This window comes from Streptomyces sp. (assembly GCF_019510245.1).
In the GTDB taxonomy this organism is placed as follows: Bacteria; Actinomycetota; Actinomycetes; order Streptomycetales; family Streptomycetaceae; genus Streptomyces.
Window position 1 is genome coordinate 39839 of record NZ_JAEKKT010000126.1, and the last position, 14646, is coordinate 54484.

Here is a 14646-nt window from a genome sequence, read left to right on the forward strand (position 1 = left end):
TGGACCAGTTACCCCGCCCTCGCGTCCTGGGCCAAGGCACTGTTGAGGAGTGACCGACGTCGTAGGGGCATCCGCCACCGGGTACGGGCTTGCCCGGCGGCGGCGTCGGTGTTGGGTGCGGGGGGTGGCCCTCGGGGTCGGTGTGGTTCTCGTCGGGGCCGTCGGCGGCGGCTGGGCCCTGTACGCCAAGCTCAGTCACAACATCACCGCCGACGAGGCGGCCGAGGCCGAGCTCGACCGGTACGAGCGGGAGCGGCCCACCGAGCTGGTGCGGGGCGCTCAGAACATCCTCCTCATCGGGTCGGACACCCGCGCCGGGGACGGCAACCGCCGCTACGGCAAGGACTCGGGCACCGAACGCTCCGACACGACCATCCTGCTGCATCTGGCCCGCGACCGGCGCAGCGCCACCGCCGTCTCGCTGCCCCGGGACCTGATGGTGCACGTGCCGGGCTGCCTGCGCGCGGACGGGCGGCGCAGCGATCCCTCGTTCACCATGCTCAACTCGGCCTTCGAGGTGGGTGGTTCGGCCTGCACCATCCGGACCGTCGAGAAGCTCACGGACATCCGGATCGACCATCACGTCGTCGTCGACTTCAGCGGCTTCAAGGACATGGTCGACGCGATCGACGGGGTGCAGGTGTGCCTGAAGAAGCCGATCGACGACAAGGCGGCGAAGCTGCGGCTGCCCGCCGGGCGGGTGACCCTCGACGGGGAGCAGGCGCTGGGGTACGTGCGGGTGCGCAAGTCGCTCGGGGACGGCAGTGACACCGGGCGGATGGACCGCCAGCAGCAGTTCCTGGGGGCGCTCGTCAACAAGGTGCAGAGCAGCGACGTACTGCTGAACCCGGCGAAGCTCTACCCGCTGCTGGACGCGGCGACCTCCGCGCTCACCACCGATCCGGAGCTGGCCAGTCTGCGGGGTCTGTACCAGCTGGTTCGCGGGCTGCGGGACGTCCCCACCGACCAGGTGCAGTTCCTGACCGTGCCGCGGGAGCCGTATGTGTACGACTCCAACCGGGACCAGCTGGTGGCGGGCAAGGCGGACGCGCTGTTCGCGCTGCTGCGGGCCGACCGGCCGGTGAAGGTCGCCAGGAAGAGCTCTTCCTCCTCCGGGGACTCCTCGGCGTCCGCGTTTCGCGGTAACACCGCCGCCGAGGACAGTTGCGAGTAAAGCACGCGCCAAGGCGGCGAACTTCCGCGCCGTTCGTTGTCAGTTAAATGAGACGGATTGCCCGGTTGTAGGAAGGACGAATTTGTCACTGGCGTCACTCGACGCTGAACTGGGCGGATAGTGTGAGCGCTCCGGTGCACCCGGCCGCGAGGTCCGTCCTGGGGTCGCGCACCGCGAAACGTGACCGAGCGCCTTGGTGGGGGGAAGGCGCCGCGTGGCCCCGACGGAGGATTCGGACAACCGTGGACGCGCAAGGCCGTGGGCGGGCGGACAACATCGATCCCGCAGACCAGTGGGTGCTCAATCCGAACACCGGTGAATACGAACTGCGACTGACACCTTCCGCACCGCAGTCGCCGGTACCGGGACCGCGCAGGCCCGCCTCGCCGGGCGCCGGCACGGCCGGTACCCGGGAGTCCGTGAGCCCGGAGATTCCGGGGCAGCGCAGACGGCGCGCCGAGCCCGAGCCACCGGCGGGGCGCCGCTCGCGGCGGCAGCCGGTGAAGAAGAAGTCGAAGGCCAAGAAGGTCCTGTTGTGGACCGGCGGAACGATGGCCTTCGTGCTGGTCGCCGCCTCGGCCGCCGGCTACCTCTACATCAAGCACCTCAACGACAACATCACGTCCGTCTCCGACGACGGCGCGAGCACCGGTGGCTTCAGCAAGGACAAGGCGATCAACCTGCTGATCATCGGCACCGACAAGCGGACGGGCTCGGGCAACGAGGGCTACGGCGACGCCGGCAGCGTCGGGCACGCCGACACCACGATCCTGCTGCACATCTCCAAGGACCGCTCGAACGCCACCGCGCTGAGCATCCCGCGCGACCTCATCGTCGACGTGCCCGACTGCCAGACGCAGCAGTCGGACGGGACCGAGAAGGTGATCGCCGGCACCGAGAACGTCCGGTTCAACACCAGCCTCGGCCAGGACGGCCGCACCGCCAGCTGCACCGTGCGCACGGTGACCGAGCTGACCGGGATCCAGGCGGACAACTTCATGGTGGCCGACTTCAACGCGGTCAAGACGCTGACCGACGCGGTCGGCGGGGTGGAGGTCTGCCTCGGCAAGGACATCGACGACAAGCAGTCGCACCTGAAGCTCACCAAGGGCACCCACCAGATCTCCGGCGAGACCGCGCTGGCGTTCGTGCGCACCCGGCACTCGGTCGGCTTCGGCGGCGACCTGAGCCGGATCCAGCTCCAGCAGCAGTTCCTGAGCGCCCTGATGCGCAAGCTCAGCTCCAACTCGACGCTCACCAGCCCGACCAAGCTGCTGAAGCTGGCCGAGGTCGGCACCAAGGCGCTCACCGTCGACTCCCAGCTGGACAGCATCGGCAAGCTGAAGGACCTCGGTCTGGAGCTCGGCAAGCTCAACCCGAAGAACCTGACCTTCACCACCATCCCGGTGCTGGACAACCCGGCGGAGAAGGTGAAGGCGACCGTCGTGCTCAACGAGACCAAGGCCCCCGCCGTCTTCCAGGCGATCAAGGACGACGTCTCCTTCACGGCCGTCAAGAAGAAGCAGGCGCAGGCCAGCAAGGACGCGGCCGCCGCCCGCCTGGAGGGCAGCAAGTCCACGGCCGCCGAGGTGCGGGTGCGGATCCTCAACGGCGGGGCCCCGGCAGGGAGCGCCCAGGAGACGCTCAGCTGGCTGCAGAACCAGGAGGGCGTCCTCAAGTCGGAGAACGCCGGCAACGCGGACGCCGAACTCAGCAGGACCACCCTGGAGTACGCGCCCGCCCAGGCCGCTCAGGCGCGTGAACTGGCCAGCCTCATGGGGCTGTCCGGCTCCGCGATGAAGCCCGGCAAGAGCGTGATCAACTCCCAGGGCCTGCCCGCGATCACCCTGACGCTGGGCAAGGACTTCCAGGGGGCGGGCGTCTCCCTCACCACTCCGACAAAGGCGCCGGACGTGGACAGCAAGACGACGGCGGACAAGGTGACCTGCGCCAAGTAGGGCGGCGCGACGAAGAGTTACGTCACATCACCGCCAAGTAACAGCGAATAAGCAGGTAACCCTATGGGTGCGTCGTGCGTCTAACCGGGCGCGGGGCGGACCCGTGTGGTCCGTGTGGCGTCCGACGGGGGGCGTGGCGGCGGGCCTGTGCGCGCAGGGCGCAGGGTGGGGAGGGCAGGGAGTTGACGCAGAGTGATGTGCGGGGGGAGGTGCCTGCGGTCGAGGACACGATGTCCCTCGCACCGAAGGCACGCACGGCACAGACGGCCCCCGGCGCGCCGGGCGGCACCGGCGGCGGGCGCCGCAAGGGCAGCTCGAACGGCGGCCGGGGGAAGCGCGGCCGGCGGGTGCTGCGCTGGTCGGCGACCGTGCTGTCGGTGGTGATCCTCGGTACGGCCGGAGCCGGTTACCTCTATTACCAGCACCTGAACGGCAACATCCAGAAGGGCCGGCGCGACATCGGCGACGCCAAGGCGCGCAAGACCGCGGCCAACGCGGCCGGCCAGACGCCGCTGAACATCCTGCTGATCGGCTCCGACAGCCGTAACTCCGACGAGAACGTCAAGCTCGGCGGCGCCAAGTACGACCGGGGCAGCCCGCCGCTCGGCGACGTGCAGATGCTGATCCACCTGTCGGCGGACCGCAAGAGCGCGGCGATGGTGAGCATCCCCCGGGACACCCGCGTCGACATACCCAAGTGCACGGACCCGAAGACCGGCAAGGTGTACCCGGCGACCAACACCATCATCAACGAGTCGCTGGCCCGCGGTGGCGCCGGCTGCACGCTCGCCACCTGGGAGAACCTCACCGGGGTCTACATCGACCACTGGATCACGATCGACTTCGCGGGCGTGGTGAACATGGCGGACGCCATCGGCGGCGTCGACGTCTGTGTGAAGCAGAACGTGTGGGACCGGCCGACGGCCGCGGTGCCTGGCGGCTCCGGGCTGAAGATGACGGCCGGTACGCACAAGGTGAAGGGCGAGAAGGCCCTGCAGTGGCTGCGCACCCGGCACGCCTGGGGCAGCGACCCGCTGCGGGCCAAGGCCCAGCACATGTACCTCAACTCGATGATCCGCACCCTGAAGGGGCAGAACGTCTTCACCGACACCGGCAGGCTGATGGACCTGGCCGAGGCGGCCACCAAGTCCCTGACGGTCTCGGAGGAGATCGGCACCCCGAAGGAGCTCTACGACCTGGGCATGCAGCTCAAGTCGGTGCCGACGGACCGCATCACCTCGCTCACGATGCCGAACGTCCAGGACCCGCAGAACAAGGACCACCTCGTGCCGGACGGCGCCAACGCCGCCAAGATGTGGCAGATGCTCCGCGACGACGTGGCGTTCGACAAGAACGGCAACGCCAAGGAGAGCAGGAACAGGAAGAAGACCACGGCGAGTGCCGAGCCGTCCAAGCAGCCGTCCGTCTCCGCGGGCAGCCTCGGCGTGCTGGTCCGCAACGCCACCGGTACCGCCACCGAGGAGGCGGTCGGCGGCCGGGCGCGGGCGCTCACCCAGGAGCTGGCCGCCAAGGGCTACACCAGGGCGGCGGCGGACACCTCGGGGGCCACGGAGTCGGTGGAGAAGACGGTGGTCCAGTACCCGAGCGCGGATCTGGAGGGCGACGCCCAGGCCGTCGCCAAGGCACTGGGCGTCCCGACGAGCCAGATCCAGCAGACCACCGATGTGTCAGGGGTCACGCTCGTCGTCGGCGCCGACTGGCGGGACGGGACCGCGTACCCGAAGCAGTCCGCGCCGAAGGCCGGTGACCTGCCGGAGAACGCCGACGCGATCAACGGTTCAGACACCAAGCAGTGCATGGACGTGTACGCGCCCTATCGCTGGTAGCCGGAGCACACAGGTCCGCACAGGTAGCCACAGGTAACTCCTAAACCCCTGCATGACACTGCCGCCGTGCCCAGGAACCCGGGAGTTCCGGGTGCGGTGGCAGGTGCGAGCGGGAGGGCGGGCAAGGTGGTGCGCAGCAGTGTGCGGGGGGAGGTGTCCGACGTGGTGTCCGTGGAGGACACCACGTCTCCCACGCCCCAGGACGGTGGTGGCCGGCGGAACAGACCCGGCGCGGACGACGACCGCGGACGCCGCAGACGCCGGATCGTACGCTGGTCCGCCTCGGTCCTGGCGCTGGCCGTGACCGGCCCCGCCACCGCCGGGTACCTGTACTACGAGCACCTCAACGGCAACATCAAGAAGGAGTCCCTGAACATCGGGGACTCCAGGGACCGCGCCACGAAGACCAGGGCGAACGCGGCCGGCCAGACCCCGCTGAACATCCTGCTGATCGGCTCCGACGCCCGGAACACCGCCGAGAACCAGAAACTGGGCGGCGCCAAGGACATCGGCACCGCCGCACGCGCGGACGTCCAGATGCTGCTGCACGTGTCGGCCGACCGCACCAACATGTCGGTGGTGTCCATGCCCCGCGACACGCTGGTGTCCATCCCCAGGTGCACCGACGCCAAGACCGGCAAGGTGTACCCGGCCACCACCGGCACGATGACCAACGCCTCCCTGGAACGCGGCGGCCCCGGCTGCACGGTGGCCACCTGGGAGAAGCTCACCGACATCCACATCGACCACTTCATGATGGTCGACTTCTCGGGTGTGGTGTCCATGGCGGACGCGATCGGCGGGGTACCGGTGTGCGTGGACGCCAACATCTACTCGCACACCTCCACCGGCCACGGCTCCGGCCTGAAGCTGAAGAAAGGCACCACCTCCGTCAAGGGCAAGCAGGCCCTGCAGTGGCTGCGCACCCGCTACGGCTTCGAGGACGGCAGCGACATAGCCCGGACCAAGGCCCAGCACATGTACATGAACTCGATCGTCCGCCAGCTGCGCTCCAACGCCACCCTCAGCAACCCCGACAAGCTGCTGGGGCTCGCCGAGACCGCCACCAAGGCGCTCACCGTCGACACCGGCCTCGGCTCGGTCACCGAGCTCTACGACCTGAGCAAGGAGCTGAAGAAGGTCCCCACGAACCGCATCACCATGACGACGATGCCGTTCGTGTACTCCTCCGACGGCAACCGCGTCCTGCCCAGGCCCACCGACGCGGCCAAGCTGTGGCGGCTGGTCCGCGAGGACGTGGCGCTGGACGGCAAGGACAAGAAGAAGACGACGGCCACGACGAAGGTCACCGACAAGGCGGCGGCCGACGACAAGATCGCCGTACAGGTGCAGAACGGCACGAGGAGCAGCACCGAGTCGGCCGTCACCGGCCGCGCCGCCGCCGTCACCGGGCTGCTCGTCGGCGAGGGCCTCACCAAGGCGGCCGCCGACACCGCGGCGCCGCTGAGCGAGGAGGAGACGCTGGTGCGCTACCCGAGCGCGGACCTGGCCGGCGACGCCCAGCGGGTCGCGAAGGTCCTGGGCATCCCCACCGACCAGGTGAAGAAGTCCGCCGCCGTCGACGGCGTCACCCTGGTCGTCGGCGCCGACTGGCGCTCGGGCACCAAGTACACCGCCGCCGAGGACGACACCACGCCGGCGTCGGCGAACGCCCTCAACGCCTCGGACACCAAGGCCTGCATGCACGTCGACCCGGACTACACCTGGTGACGCCCACGGGGCCCGAGGCGCGGGTGCTCAGTTCGAGGACGGGCTGAGCACCGCGGGGCGACGGGACGCGATGACCCGCTTCGCCAGCGACCTGGGGCTGGTCAGGAAGCCGTACCCCCACGACATGTGCATGGTGGCGAGGGCGACGGGGATCTGCAGCCGTGCCTTCAGCGGCAGCCCCTTGCCGGCCGGGAGCGACCCGGCGACGATCGCCGCGAGATAGCCGCCCGGGACCACGAAGGCGAACGGGGTGACCAGCGCCCCGGCGACGACCCCCGCGGCTATCGCGCACAGCGCCGTCGGCGGGGCGAGGTAGCGCAGGTTGATGGAGCCCTCGTGGTAGCGGGCGACGACGTGCCGCCAACGGCCGTAGTCCTTGTACTGCTTGGCGAGCGCCTTCACGCTCGGCCGCGGCCGGTACGACACCTTCAGCTCCGGCGAGAACCAGATCAGGCCGCCGGCCTCGCGGATCCGGAAGTTCAGCTCCCAGTCCTGGGCGCGGATGAACTCCTCGTTGTAGCCGCCCTGTTGCTCCAGCGCCTGGCGCCGGAAGACGCCCAGGTAGACCGTCTCGGCGGAGCCGGCCTCGCCGCCCGTGTGGAACGCCGCGTTCCCGACACCGATCTTCGAGGTCATGGCCGCCGCGACCGCCTGCTCCCAGGCGTTCTCGCCCTCGGCGTGCATGATGCCGCCGACGTTCATCGCGCCGGTCTCCTCCAGGAGCCGTACCGCGGTGGCGATGTAGTTCGGCGAGAGCATGCCGTGGCCGTCGACGCGGACCACGATCGGGTGCCGGGAGGCCTTGATCGCGGCGTTCAGCGCGGCCGGGGTGCGCCCGGTCGGGTTCGGGACGGTGTGCACGCGGGAGTCCTCGGCCACGAGCTCGGCGGCGATCTCGTCCGTACGGTCCGTGGAGGGACCGAGGGCGATGACGACCTCCAGCTCGCCGGCGTACTCCTGCGCGAGGATCGCTTGGACGGCCCCGCGCAGATGCCGCTCCTCGTCGAGGACGGGCATGATCACAGAAACTGCGGGGTGCCGCACGTCGGGCTTGGCGTTCATAGGAGGCTCACGTTACCGCGAACGGGGGACACCGGTGCGCGCCGCATCGACGGTGCCGCGGGCTGAAGGTCGTATCGGCCTACCGTGCTCACGGATCCCACGTACGGCCTCGTCCGGAGGTGTCCTTTGTCCGCCAGCCCGACCCGGTCCCCCGCCCGGCCCGTCCGGCCGCAGCGCCGACCGCAGCCCACCCGTCAGGCCCCGCGGCCGCCGGTACGACCCAGCAGGCCCCGGCGGCCGCGCTGGGCCATGCGGGCGGTCACCACACTCTCCGTGGTGGTGCTGGCGTCGGCCGGGATCGGGCACTCGGTGATGGCCGGCCTGGACGCGGACATCGCCCGGGTCGACCCCTTCAAGGACATGAAGAACCGTCCCGCCGCCGGCCACGGCATGAACGTGCTGCTGGTCGGCACCGACGGCCGCGACAAGATCACCGAGCGGGAGCGGCGCAAGTACCGGCTGGGCGGGGCGCCCTGCCACTGCACCGACACGATCATGATCGTGCACATCTCGGCGGACCGGGAGCGGGCGACGGTGGTCAGCCTCCCGCGCGACTCCTACGCCGAGGTCCCGGCGCACGTGGACGAGACGACGCACCGCCCGTACCCGGCCCACCCCATCAAGCTGAACGCGGCCTACGCGGAGGGCGGCCCGCAGCTGACCGTCCGCACGGTCGAGGACATGACCCATCTGAAGATCGACCACTACCTGGAGGTCGACTTCATCACGTTCATGCGGACCGTCGACGTGCTCGGCGGGGTCCAGGTCTGCACCGCCCTGCCGATGAAGGACTCCTACACCGGCCTGAACCTCGCCCCCGGCACGCACACCCTGGGCGGCGGCCAGGCCCTGCAGTACGTCCGCGCCCGGCACATCGACGCGGCGAGCGACCTGGGCCGGATGAAGCGGCAGCAGCGGTTCCTGGCCTCGCTGATCGAGCGGGCGACGTCGAGCGGGGTGCTGCTCAACCCGATCCGGTTCCGGGACGTGACACGGGCGGTGCTGGGGTCGGTACGGGCCGACACGGGCTTCGGCACGGACGAGCTGCTGGACCTCGGCCGGGCGATGCGCAACTTCTCCCCGTCCTCGTCCGAGTTCACGACCGTCCCCATCGGGCAGCTGGCGTACCCCGTGAAGGGCATCGGCTCGACGCTGAAGTGGGACCGGGCCGGGGCGGACCGGCTGTTCCGGTCCCTGCGCGACGACAAGCCGCTCGCACCGCCCGCGCATGCACCCGCGGCCGCGGCCGCGCCGAAGCCGCAGGGGCCGCCGCCGGCGACGGTGGAGGTGGCGCCGGCGACGATCCGGGTCCAGGTGGAGAACGGCACCGCCACGGCGGGGGTGGCGCGGCGGATGGACGCGGCGCTGGCGGCGACCGGCTTCGCGACGAACCACCGGCCGGTGACCGCCGCACACCGCGACGTGAAGCGGACGGTGGTCTCCTTCGACCCGCGGTGGGACCGCTCGGCCCGGTCCCTGGCGGCGGCGCTGCCGGGCAGCGAGCTGAGGGGCGTGCCGGGGCTGGGGCCGGTGCTGCGGGTGACGGTGGGGGCGGACTTCAAGGGGGCCGTGCGGAAGGTGCGGGTGGACGAGCCGGCACCACAGGGAGCCGCTTCTGTCATCCGGGGGGACGAGAAGGTGTGCTGAGGGTCGTCGGCCGGGTGCGGGCCGGTGGGGGCTGGTCGCGCAGCTCCCCGCGCCCCTGAAGGGGCGCTCGCCCTGGGTCTTTTAGGGGCGCTGGGGGTACCCCCGGCCGAAGGCTGGGGGAGGAACTGCGCGAACAACCCCTACGCACCCGCAGCCGACACACGGCCCGGCGCGGCAGCGGCCTAGTCCGCGTACCCCTCCGCCACCCTGCGCTCGCGCAGCTCACGGATCTCCCGGCGCCTCGCCAGCCGGTGCGTGCGCCTGATCTGGGCCTCCTGGTAGCGCCGGCGGTCCCGGTCCGTCTCCGGGAGCACCGGCGGCACCCGGCGCGGCTTGCCGTCCGCGTCGACCGCCGCGAAGACGAGGTAGGCCGAGCCGACCTGGGTGGCGGGAGTCGACTCGTTCCAGCGCTCGGCGAGGACCCGCACCCCCACCTCCATCGACGTCCGGCCGGTCCAGTTGACCTGGGCCTTGACGTGGACGAGGTCGCCGACGCGGACCGGCTCCAGGAACGCCATCTCGTCCATGGAGGCGGTGACGGCGGGACCGCCCGAGTGGCGCCCGGCCACCGCGCCCGCCGCGTCGTCCACGAGCTTCATGATCACACCGCCGTGCACCGTCCCGAGGAGGTTGGTGTCGCCGTGGGTCATGATGTGGCTCAGCGTGGTCCGGGACGCGGACGTCGGCTTGCCGGGTATATCGGATTCCGCCTCGGGGGCCTGGTCTGTCATGGCCCCCACCTTATGCCGAGGCGACAATCACGGAATTTGTGTCGGCTTCGCAACAGCGGTGCCCTGATTTTCCGACGGCCCTTGTAAGAGGCACACTCGCTGCCTGCACACTGGGGCCCATGAGCGAATGGCCCGAGGGACGGTCGGACGGCAACCGCGGCGACCGGTACGGACGCGGCAGTGCAGGCGCGCAGCCTGAGGGCGCCCGCGTGATGCGCCAGGTACGGCGCGGAGAGCCGTCGGCACCGCCGTACGGCGCCCCGCAGCAGGGCGGCGGGTACGGCGGGGTCCCGCAGCAGTCGTCGTACAACGGCGGGTACGACGGCGGTGGCGGGTACGACGGCTACGACAGCGGCTACAACACCGGCCAGGTCTACGGCGGCGGCCCGGGCGGCGGCGGTCCCTCCGGCACGCGTGAGCGTGAACCGCGCCCTGCTCCCAACTGGCGCAAGCGGATCAAGTGGACCGCGATCGTCGTGGTGAGCGTGCTGGTCGTCACGTCCGTCGCGACCTACTTCTGGGCCGACTCCAAGCTGCACCGGGACGTCGACCTGTCGAAGGTGATCGACCGGCCCGCGGCGGGCAAGGGCACCAACTACCTGATCGTCGGCTCCGACAGCCGCAAGGGCATGTCGGCCGAGGAGAAGAAGAAGCTGCACACGGGGTCGGCCGAGGGCCAGCGCACCGACTCGATGATGATCCTGCACGTCGGCGACAACGGCGACACGCTGGTCTCGCTCCCCCGTGACTCGAACGTGGAGATCCCCTCCTACAAGGGGTCGACGTCCGGCAAGGTCTACCCGAACACCGGCCGGTACACGAAGCTGAACGCGGCCTACGCCGAGGACGGCCCGACCCTCCTCGTCCGCACGGTCGAGTACAACACCGGTCTGCACATCGACCACTACGTGGAGATAGGCTTCGCCGGCTTCGCGGACATCGTGGACGCGGTCGGCGGTGTCACGATCACCATCGACAAGGGCTTCAAGGACAGCTACTCGGGCGCGAACTTCAAGGCGGGCAAGCAGACCCTGAACGGCGAGGAGGCCCTGGCCTTCGTCCGTACCCGGCACGCCTTCGCCGCCTCCGACCTGCAGCGCACCAAGAACCAGCAGAAGTTCCTGGCGGCCCTGGCCCACCAGGTGGCCACCCCGTCGACGATCCTGAACCCCTTCAAGCTCTACCCGACCCTCGGCGCGGGCCTCGACTCCCTCACCGTCGACAAGGACATGAGCCTGTGGGACCTGGCGTCGATGTTCTTCGCGATGAAGGATGTCAACGGCGGCGACGGCGTGTCCATGAACATGCCGATCTCCGGCTCCGTCAACGGAAACCTGGTCTGGGACAAGGCGAAGGTGAAGGCCCTGGTCGACGAGCTGAAGAACGACGAGAAGGTCGCCGTCTCCGGCAACTAGGCCGCAGCGGCGGCCGGTCGGCCACGGTCCTGGTGGAGGGCACCCGGTGGGTGCCCTCCACGGGCGTGCGGGGCCGGGCCGTCACATGGGCATCGTCGCCATCGAGCGGCACATCTCGGCGCAGCTGCGACACGCCTCCGCGCAGCGCTTCAGCTGCGGGTCGTCGGGCATGGACATACACGCCTCGGCGCACATGTCACAGGCCTTGGCACACATCGCACACATCTCGGGCGAGAGCGGCGAACGCCGCATCATCATGTCGGCGCACATGCGGGTCGCCTCGGAGCAGTCCATGAGCGCGCGCATGATCCGCATGTGGGCCTGGCCGCCCTCCATCGACATGCAGGAGCTCAGGGTCTCCTCGCACATCGTGTGGGTGGCCATGCACATGTTGACGCACTCCTGCATCTGCTTGGACATGGCCGTCATGGGTCCGGTCTGGGTCATGGCTCCTCCAGGGTGGGGGGGCGGGGTCCGGGGGCGGTCCCCGTGTGGTTCCCGTCCTAAGCCCGACCGTCCGGTAGTGCCATTCGAGGACCCGCACGGAAAAGGCGCCCCGAGGGGCGCCTTTTCGCCGGATACCCGTGCGGCTACGGCAGGTTGCGGGCCATGACGATCCGCTGGACCTGGTTGGTGCCCTCGTAGATCTGGGTGCTTTATAGGCCATACGGCTCTGACCTGTGCGAACACCCCTCCGAGAGGGGGGCTCCCCAGCATTCCCCCATGATCGTCAAGGGTCTCCGCAGGCAGGAGGTGCACTGGAGGCACCTCCGTCAGTCGCGCGGTATTCGAGCAGACCCGGCGCAGGTTACGCGGTTTCCCGTTCCGTCAACCGTGATCGCTTGACCGGTGCGCCCGGCTCTCGGGAGCATCAACCCAGATGCGGGGTAAGGGCAGCAGCACGGGAGAGGGGAACCCAGACCATGAAGGTCACCAAGCTGGTCAGCACGTGCGACATCAAGGACTGCCCGACGATCTACGCCACGGATCGCGGCACCCTCCTGGTACAGGGTGAGACGCCGACCGACCACGGGCTTCAGATTCCCGCGCACGAAACCCTGGTCGAGATCCCGATGGAACTGATCCAGAAGGCCATCCGTGACAACCTCATCTAGGAGCCTCGTCGACCTCTTCGACACGTTCGAGCGCGAGGCATTCCGACTGGAGACCCTGGACGACTACAGCAAGTCCGGGAGCGTCGACGCCTATCAGGCATTCCTGGCGGGGGAGCCACAGCCAGACGACTACAACGCAGGCTGGATCGAAGAACTACGCTCGCGCACCGAGAAGGGGAAGCGGGTATACCGGGTCCATATCCTGTCCCGCCCGCTCACGGACTATCTCAGGTTCGAACTCGGCTGGGGCTACCACAAGAACGTGAGCGGGGGCGAAGAGTTCTTCATCCTCGACATCACCGGCAAACCCAACCCCTTGGAGAACGTTCCAGATTTCTGGTTCTTCGACTCCGAATCCGTGGCCGTGATGAACTACGACGGAAGCGGAAAGTACCTGGATTCGGAAGTGCTACCGCCGGAACGAACAGCGGAATTCACGCGGTACCGCGATGCGGCTCTCGCGCACGCGGAACCGTTCACCGAATGGTGGGCCAAGTACGGGACGTGAACAGAGCACAGCTTGGAGCCGCGCTGCGGGCGCTGCGAGTGGCATCCGGCAAGGAAGCCAAAGCGGTGGCCCGCAGCGCCCTCATGTCTCCGTCCAAGCTGTCCAAGATCGAGAATGCGAAGCTGGCACCCAGCGCGACGGACGTAGAGCGCATCCTGACCGCCATCGGTGTCTCGGACGAGGTCAAAGCGGAGTACGCGGAAGCCGCACGCGCGTCAGCGACGGAAGCGACGGCGTGGCGCCTGCTCAAGCGAATCGGGGTCCACAAGGGCCAGCAGGCCGCCAAGGCTCTGGAAGCCCAGATGTCTGTACTGCGGCTGTTTCAACCCGCGCTCGTTCCGGGCCTGCTCCAGACGCCCGAGTACATCAGGGCCATTCTGCAACGGCACAATCTGAGTGAAGACGCACTCACGCGAACGATCAATGGGCGACTCGAACGGCAAGCGGTTCTCTACGACAACGCAAAGTCGCTCCGGTTCACCATCACCGAACCTGTTCTGCGCTGGCGCATCGTGCGACCGCAGATGATGGCCGCTCAGCTTGATCGCATCGCCTCCATTTCGCGGCTCTCCCACGTGGACATCCGGATAGTCCCTCTGCGAATTCAGCAACATGACATCGCAAATCATGCCTTCGTCATCCGTGACGACCGCATGGTGACGGTTGAAACCGTCCATGCCGAAGTCGTCGTTACGGACCCGCGAGATGTGAGTCTCTACGTTGATAAGTTCGAAGGATTCGCGCGAGCCGCGCTGGCCGGCGACGAAATGCGGGATCTGATCGAAAGCATCCGCAACGACTTTTTGCGGGAACAGGAAACAGGCTAGAGGCGCAATCGTGGGCCGCCGAAGATGGGGGCCATGGTGAGCGACAGCAAGGCACATAGGACCGAAGCGGCTGATCATCTGGGCAGCAGTGAGGCCCGACAGTTCCTCTCCCGTCTCTCCGGAGCGTTCGGTGTCGGCGGCGTGCTCATGGTGCAGAAGAGCGACCCTGGCCCCGAAGGCGCGGACCTGGCGCCGAGTTCGGCTTTGCGCTGGCCTCGGTGTGAGTGCGGGAGCCCGAAGTGTCCTGACTACAAGCCCCCGCCGAATAGCCCGTCAGCGGGACTGAGCGGCAGAGTCGCCGCAGCCAACGCGCGGACCCGTAGGGGTGGGCTGTGAGCGTCAGAGCGGCCATGCGGTACGTCATGCACCGGATCATCGAGCATCCCGACACGGACGTGACGTTCGAGGCCGAGTGTCTGCACTGCGGTTGGAAGGCAACTCCCGCCGATAACTCGGCCTCCGTCGACGTGGAGTGCATGAGCCACACGGGCCGGTCCGGGCACGCCGGTTTCCGGCGCATCCGGACCTCGTTCGCCATGGTCGTTCGCGCCGAGTGAGACACCGCCCCTGCGGTGGAATCCCTGAACTCCCGCCCGGTATGAGCGGCGACGGTCAGTCATGGCCGTGATCA

Annotated in this window: 13 protein-coding genes; 10 read left to right on the plus strand and 3 right to left on the minus strand. The window is 68.9% G+C overall.

Translation table 11 applies throughout. The annotated features are described in order from the left end of the window. Nucleotides 1-115: 115 nt before the first annotated feature. The 4 genes from JF597_RS14235 (at nucleotide 116) to JF597_RS14250 (ending at nucleotide 6710) form a co-directional block, all read left to right on the plus strand. Nucleotides 116-1174, plus strand: coding sequence for an LCP family protein (locus tag JF597_RS14235; protein WP_293994176.1), 1059 nt, complete (start codon nucleotides 116-118; stop codon nucleotides 1172-1174). 242 nt (nucleotides 1175-1416) lie between these two features. Beyond that, nucleotides 1417-3132, plus strand: a complete 1716-nt coding sequence (locus JF597_RS14240) for an LCP family protein (protein WP_293993944.1) — start codon at nucleotides 1417-1419, stop codon at nucleotides 3130-3132. A gap of 230 nt (nucleotides 3133-3362) precedes the next feature. Next, nucleotides 3363-4979, plus strand: coding sequence for an LCP family protein (locus JF597_RS14245; protein WP_293993947.1), 1617 nt, complete (start codon nucleotides 3363-3365; stop codon nucleotides 4977-4979). Between the two features lie 264 nt (nucleotides 4980-5243). Then, nucleotides 5244-6710, plus strand: a complete 1467-nt coding sequence (locus tag JF597_RS14250; RefSeq protein WP_366916403.1) for an LCP family protein — start codon at nucleotides 5244-5246, stop codon at nucleotides 6708-6710. 27 nt (nucleotides 6711-6737) lie between these two features. Here the strand turns inward: JF597_RS14250 and JF597_RS14255 are convergent, their stop codons facing one another. Beyond that, complete coding sequence (locus JF597_RS14255; protein ID WP_293993951.1) at nucleotides 6738-7772, minus strand: glycosyltransferase family 2 protein; 1035 nt, start codon at nucleotides 7770-7772, stop codon at nucleotides 6738-6740. A gap of 249 nt (nucleotides 7773-8021) precedes the next feature. On the opposite strand from JF597_RS14255, the gene JF597_RS14260 reads away from it, so the two are divergent. After that, on the plus strand, nucleotides 8022-9419 hold the full coding sequence (locus JF597_RS14260) for an LCP family protein (protein ID WP_293993953.1): 1398 nt from the start codon (nucleotides 8022-8024) through the stop codon (nucleotides 9417-9419). A gap of 182 nt (nucleotides 9420-9601) precedes the next feature. On the opposite strand, the gene JF597_RS14265 is transcribed toward JF597_RS14260, so the two are convergent. Continuing rightward, a complete protein-coding gene (locus tag JF597_RS14265) occupies nucleotides 9602-10150 on the minus strand; it encodes an acyl-CoA thioesterase (protein WP_293993956.1) in 549 nt (182 codons plus the stop codon). 119 nt (nucleotides 10151-10269) lie between these two features. Here JF597_RS14265 and JF597_RS14270 point away from each other — a divergent pair, with 119 nt between their 5' ends. Next, on the plus strand, nucleotides 10270-11565 hold the full coding sequence (locus JF597_RS14270) for an LCP family protein (protein ID WP_293993958.1): 1296 nt from the start codon (nucleotides 10270-10272) through the stop codon (nucleotides 11563-11565). Between the two features lie 81 nt (nucleotides 11566-11646). Here the strand turns inward: JF597_RS14270 and JF597_RS14275 are convergent, their stop codons facing one another. After that, nucleotides 11647-12012, minus strand: coding sequence for a four-helix bundle copper-binding protein (locus JF597_RS14275; RefSeq protein WP_293993960.1), 366 nt, complete (start codon nucleotides 12010-12012; stop codon nucleotides 11647-11649). Nucleotides 12013-12488: 476 nt separating this feature from the next. Here JF597_RS14275 and JF597_RS14280 point away from each other — a divergent pair, with 476 nt between their 5' ends. The 4 genes from JF597_RS14280 (at nucleotide 12489) to JF597_RS14295 (ending at nucleotide 14572) form a co-directional block, all read left to right on the plus strand. Next, nucleotides 12489-12680 carry a hypothetical protein gene (locus JF597_RS14280; protein WP_030298065.1) on the plus strand — a complete coding sequence of 64 codons (192 nt, stop codon included), beginning with the start codon at nucleotides 12489-12491 and terminating at the stop codon, nucleotides 12678-12680. Beyond that, on the plus strand, nucleotides 12664-13188 hold the full coding sequence (locus JF597_RS14285; protein WP_293993967.1) for a DUF6879 family protein: 525 nt from the start codon (nucleotides 12664-12666) through the stop codon (nucleotides 13186-13188). The genes JF597_RS14280 and JF597_RS14285 overlap by 17 nt, the downstream gene beginning before the upstream one ends. Beyond that, entirely contained in the window at nucleotides 13185-14015 is an 831-nt protein-coding gene (locus JF597_RS14290) for a helix-turn-helix transcriptional regulator (RefSeq protein ID WP_293993969.1), read from the plus strand. The genes JF597_RS14285 and JF597_RS14290 overlap by 4 nt, the downstream gene beginning before the upstream one ends. Before the next feature lie 332 nt (nucleotides 14016-14347). Continuing rightward, entirely contained in the window at nucleotides 14348-14572 is a 225-nt protein-coding gene (locus JF597_RS14295; protein WP_293993972.1) for a hypothetical protein, read from the plus strand. Nucleotides 14573-14646 lie beyond the last annotated feature (74 nt).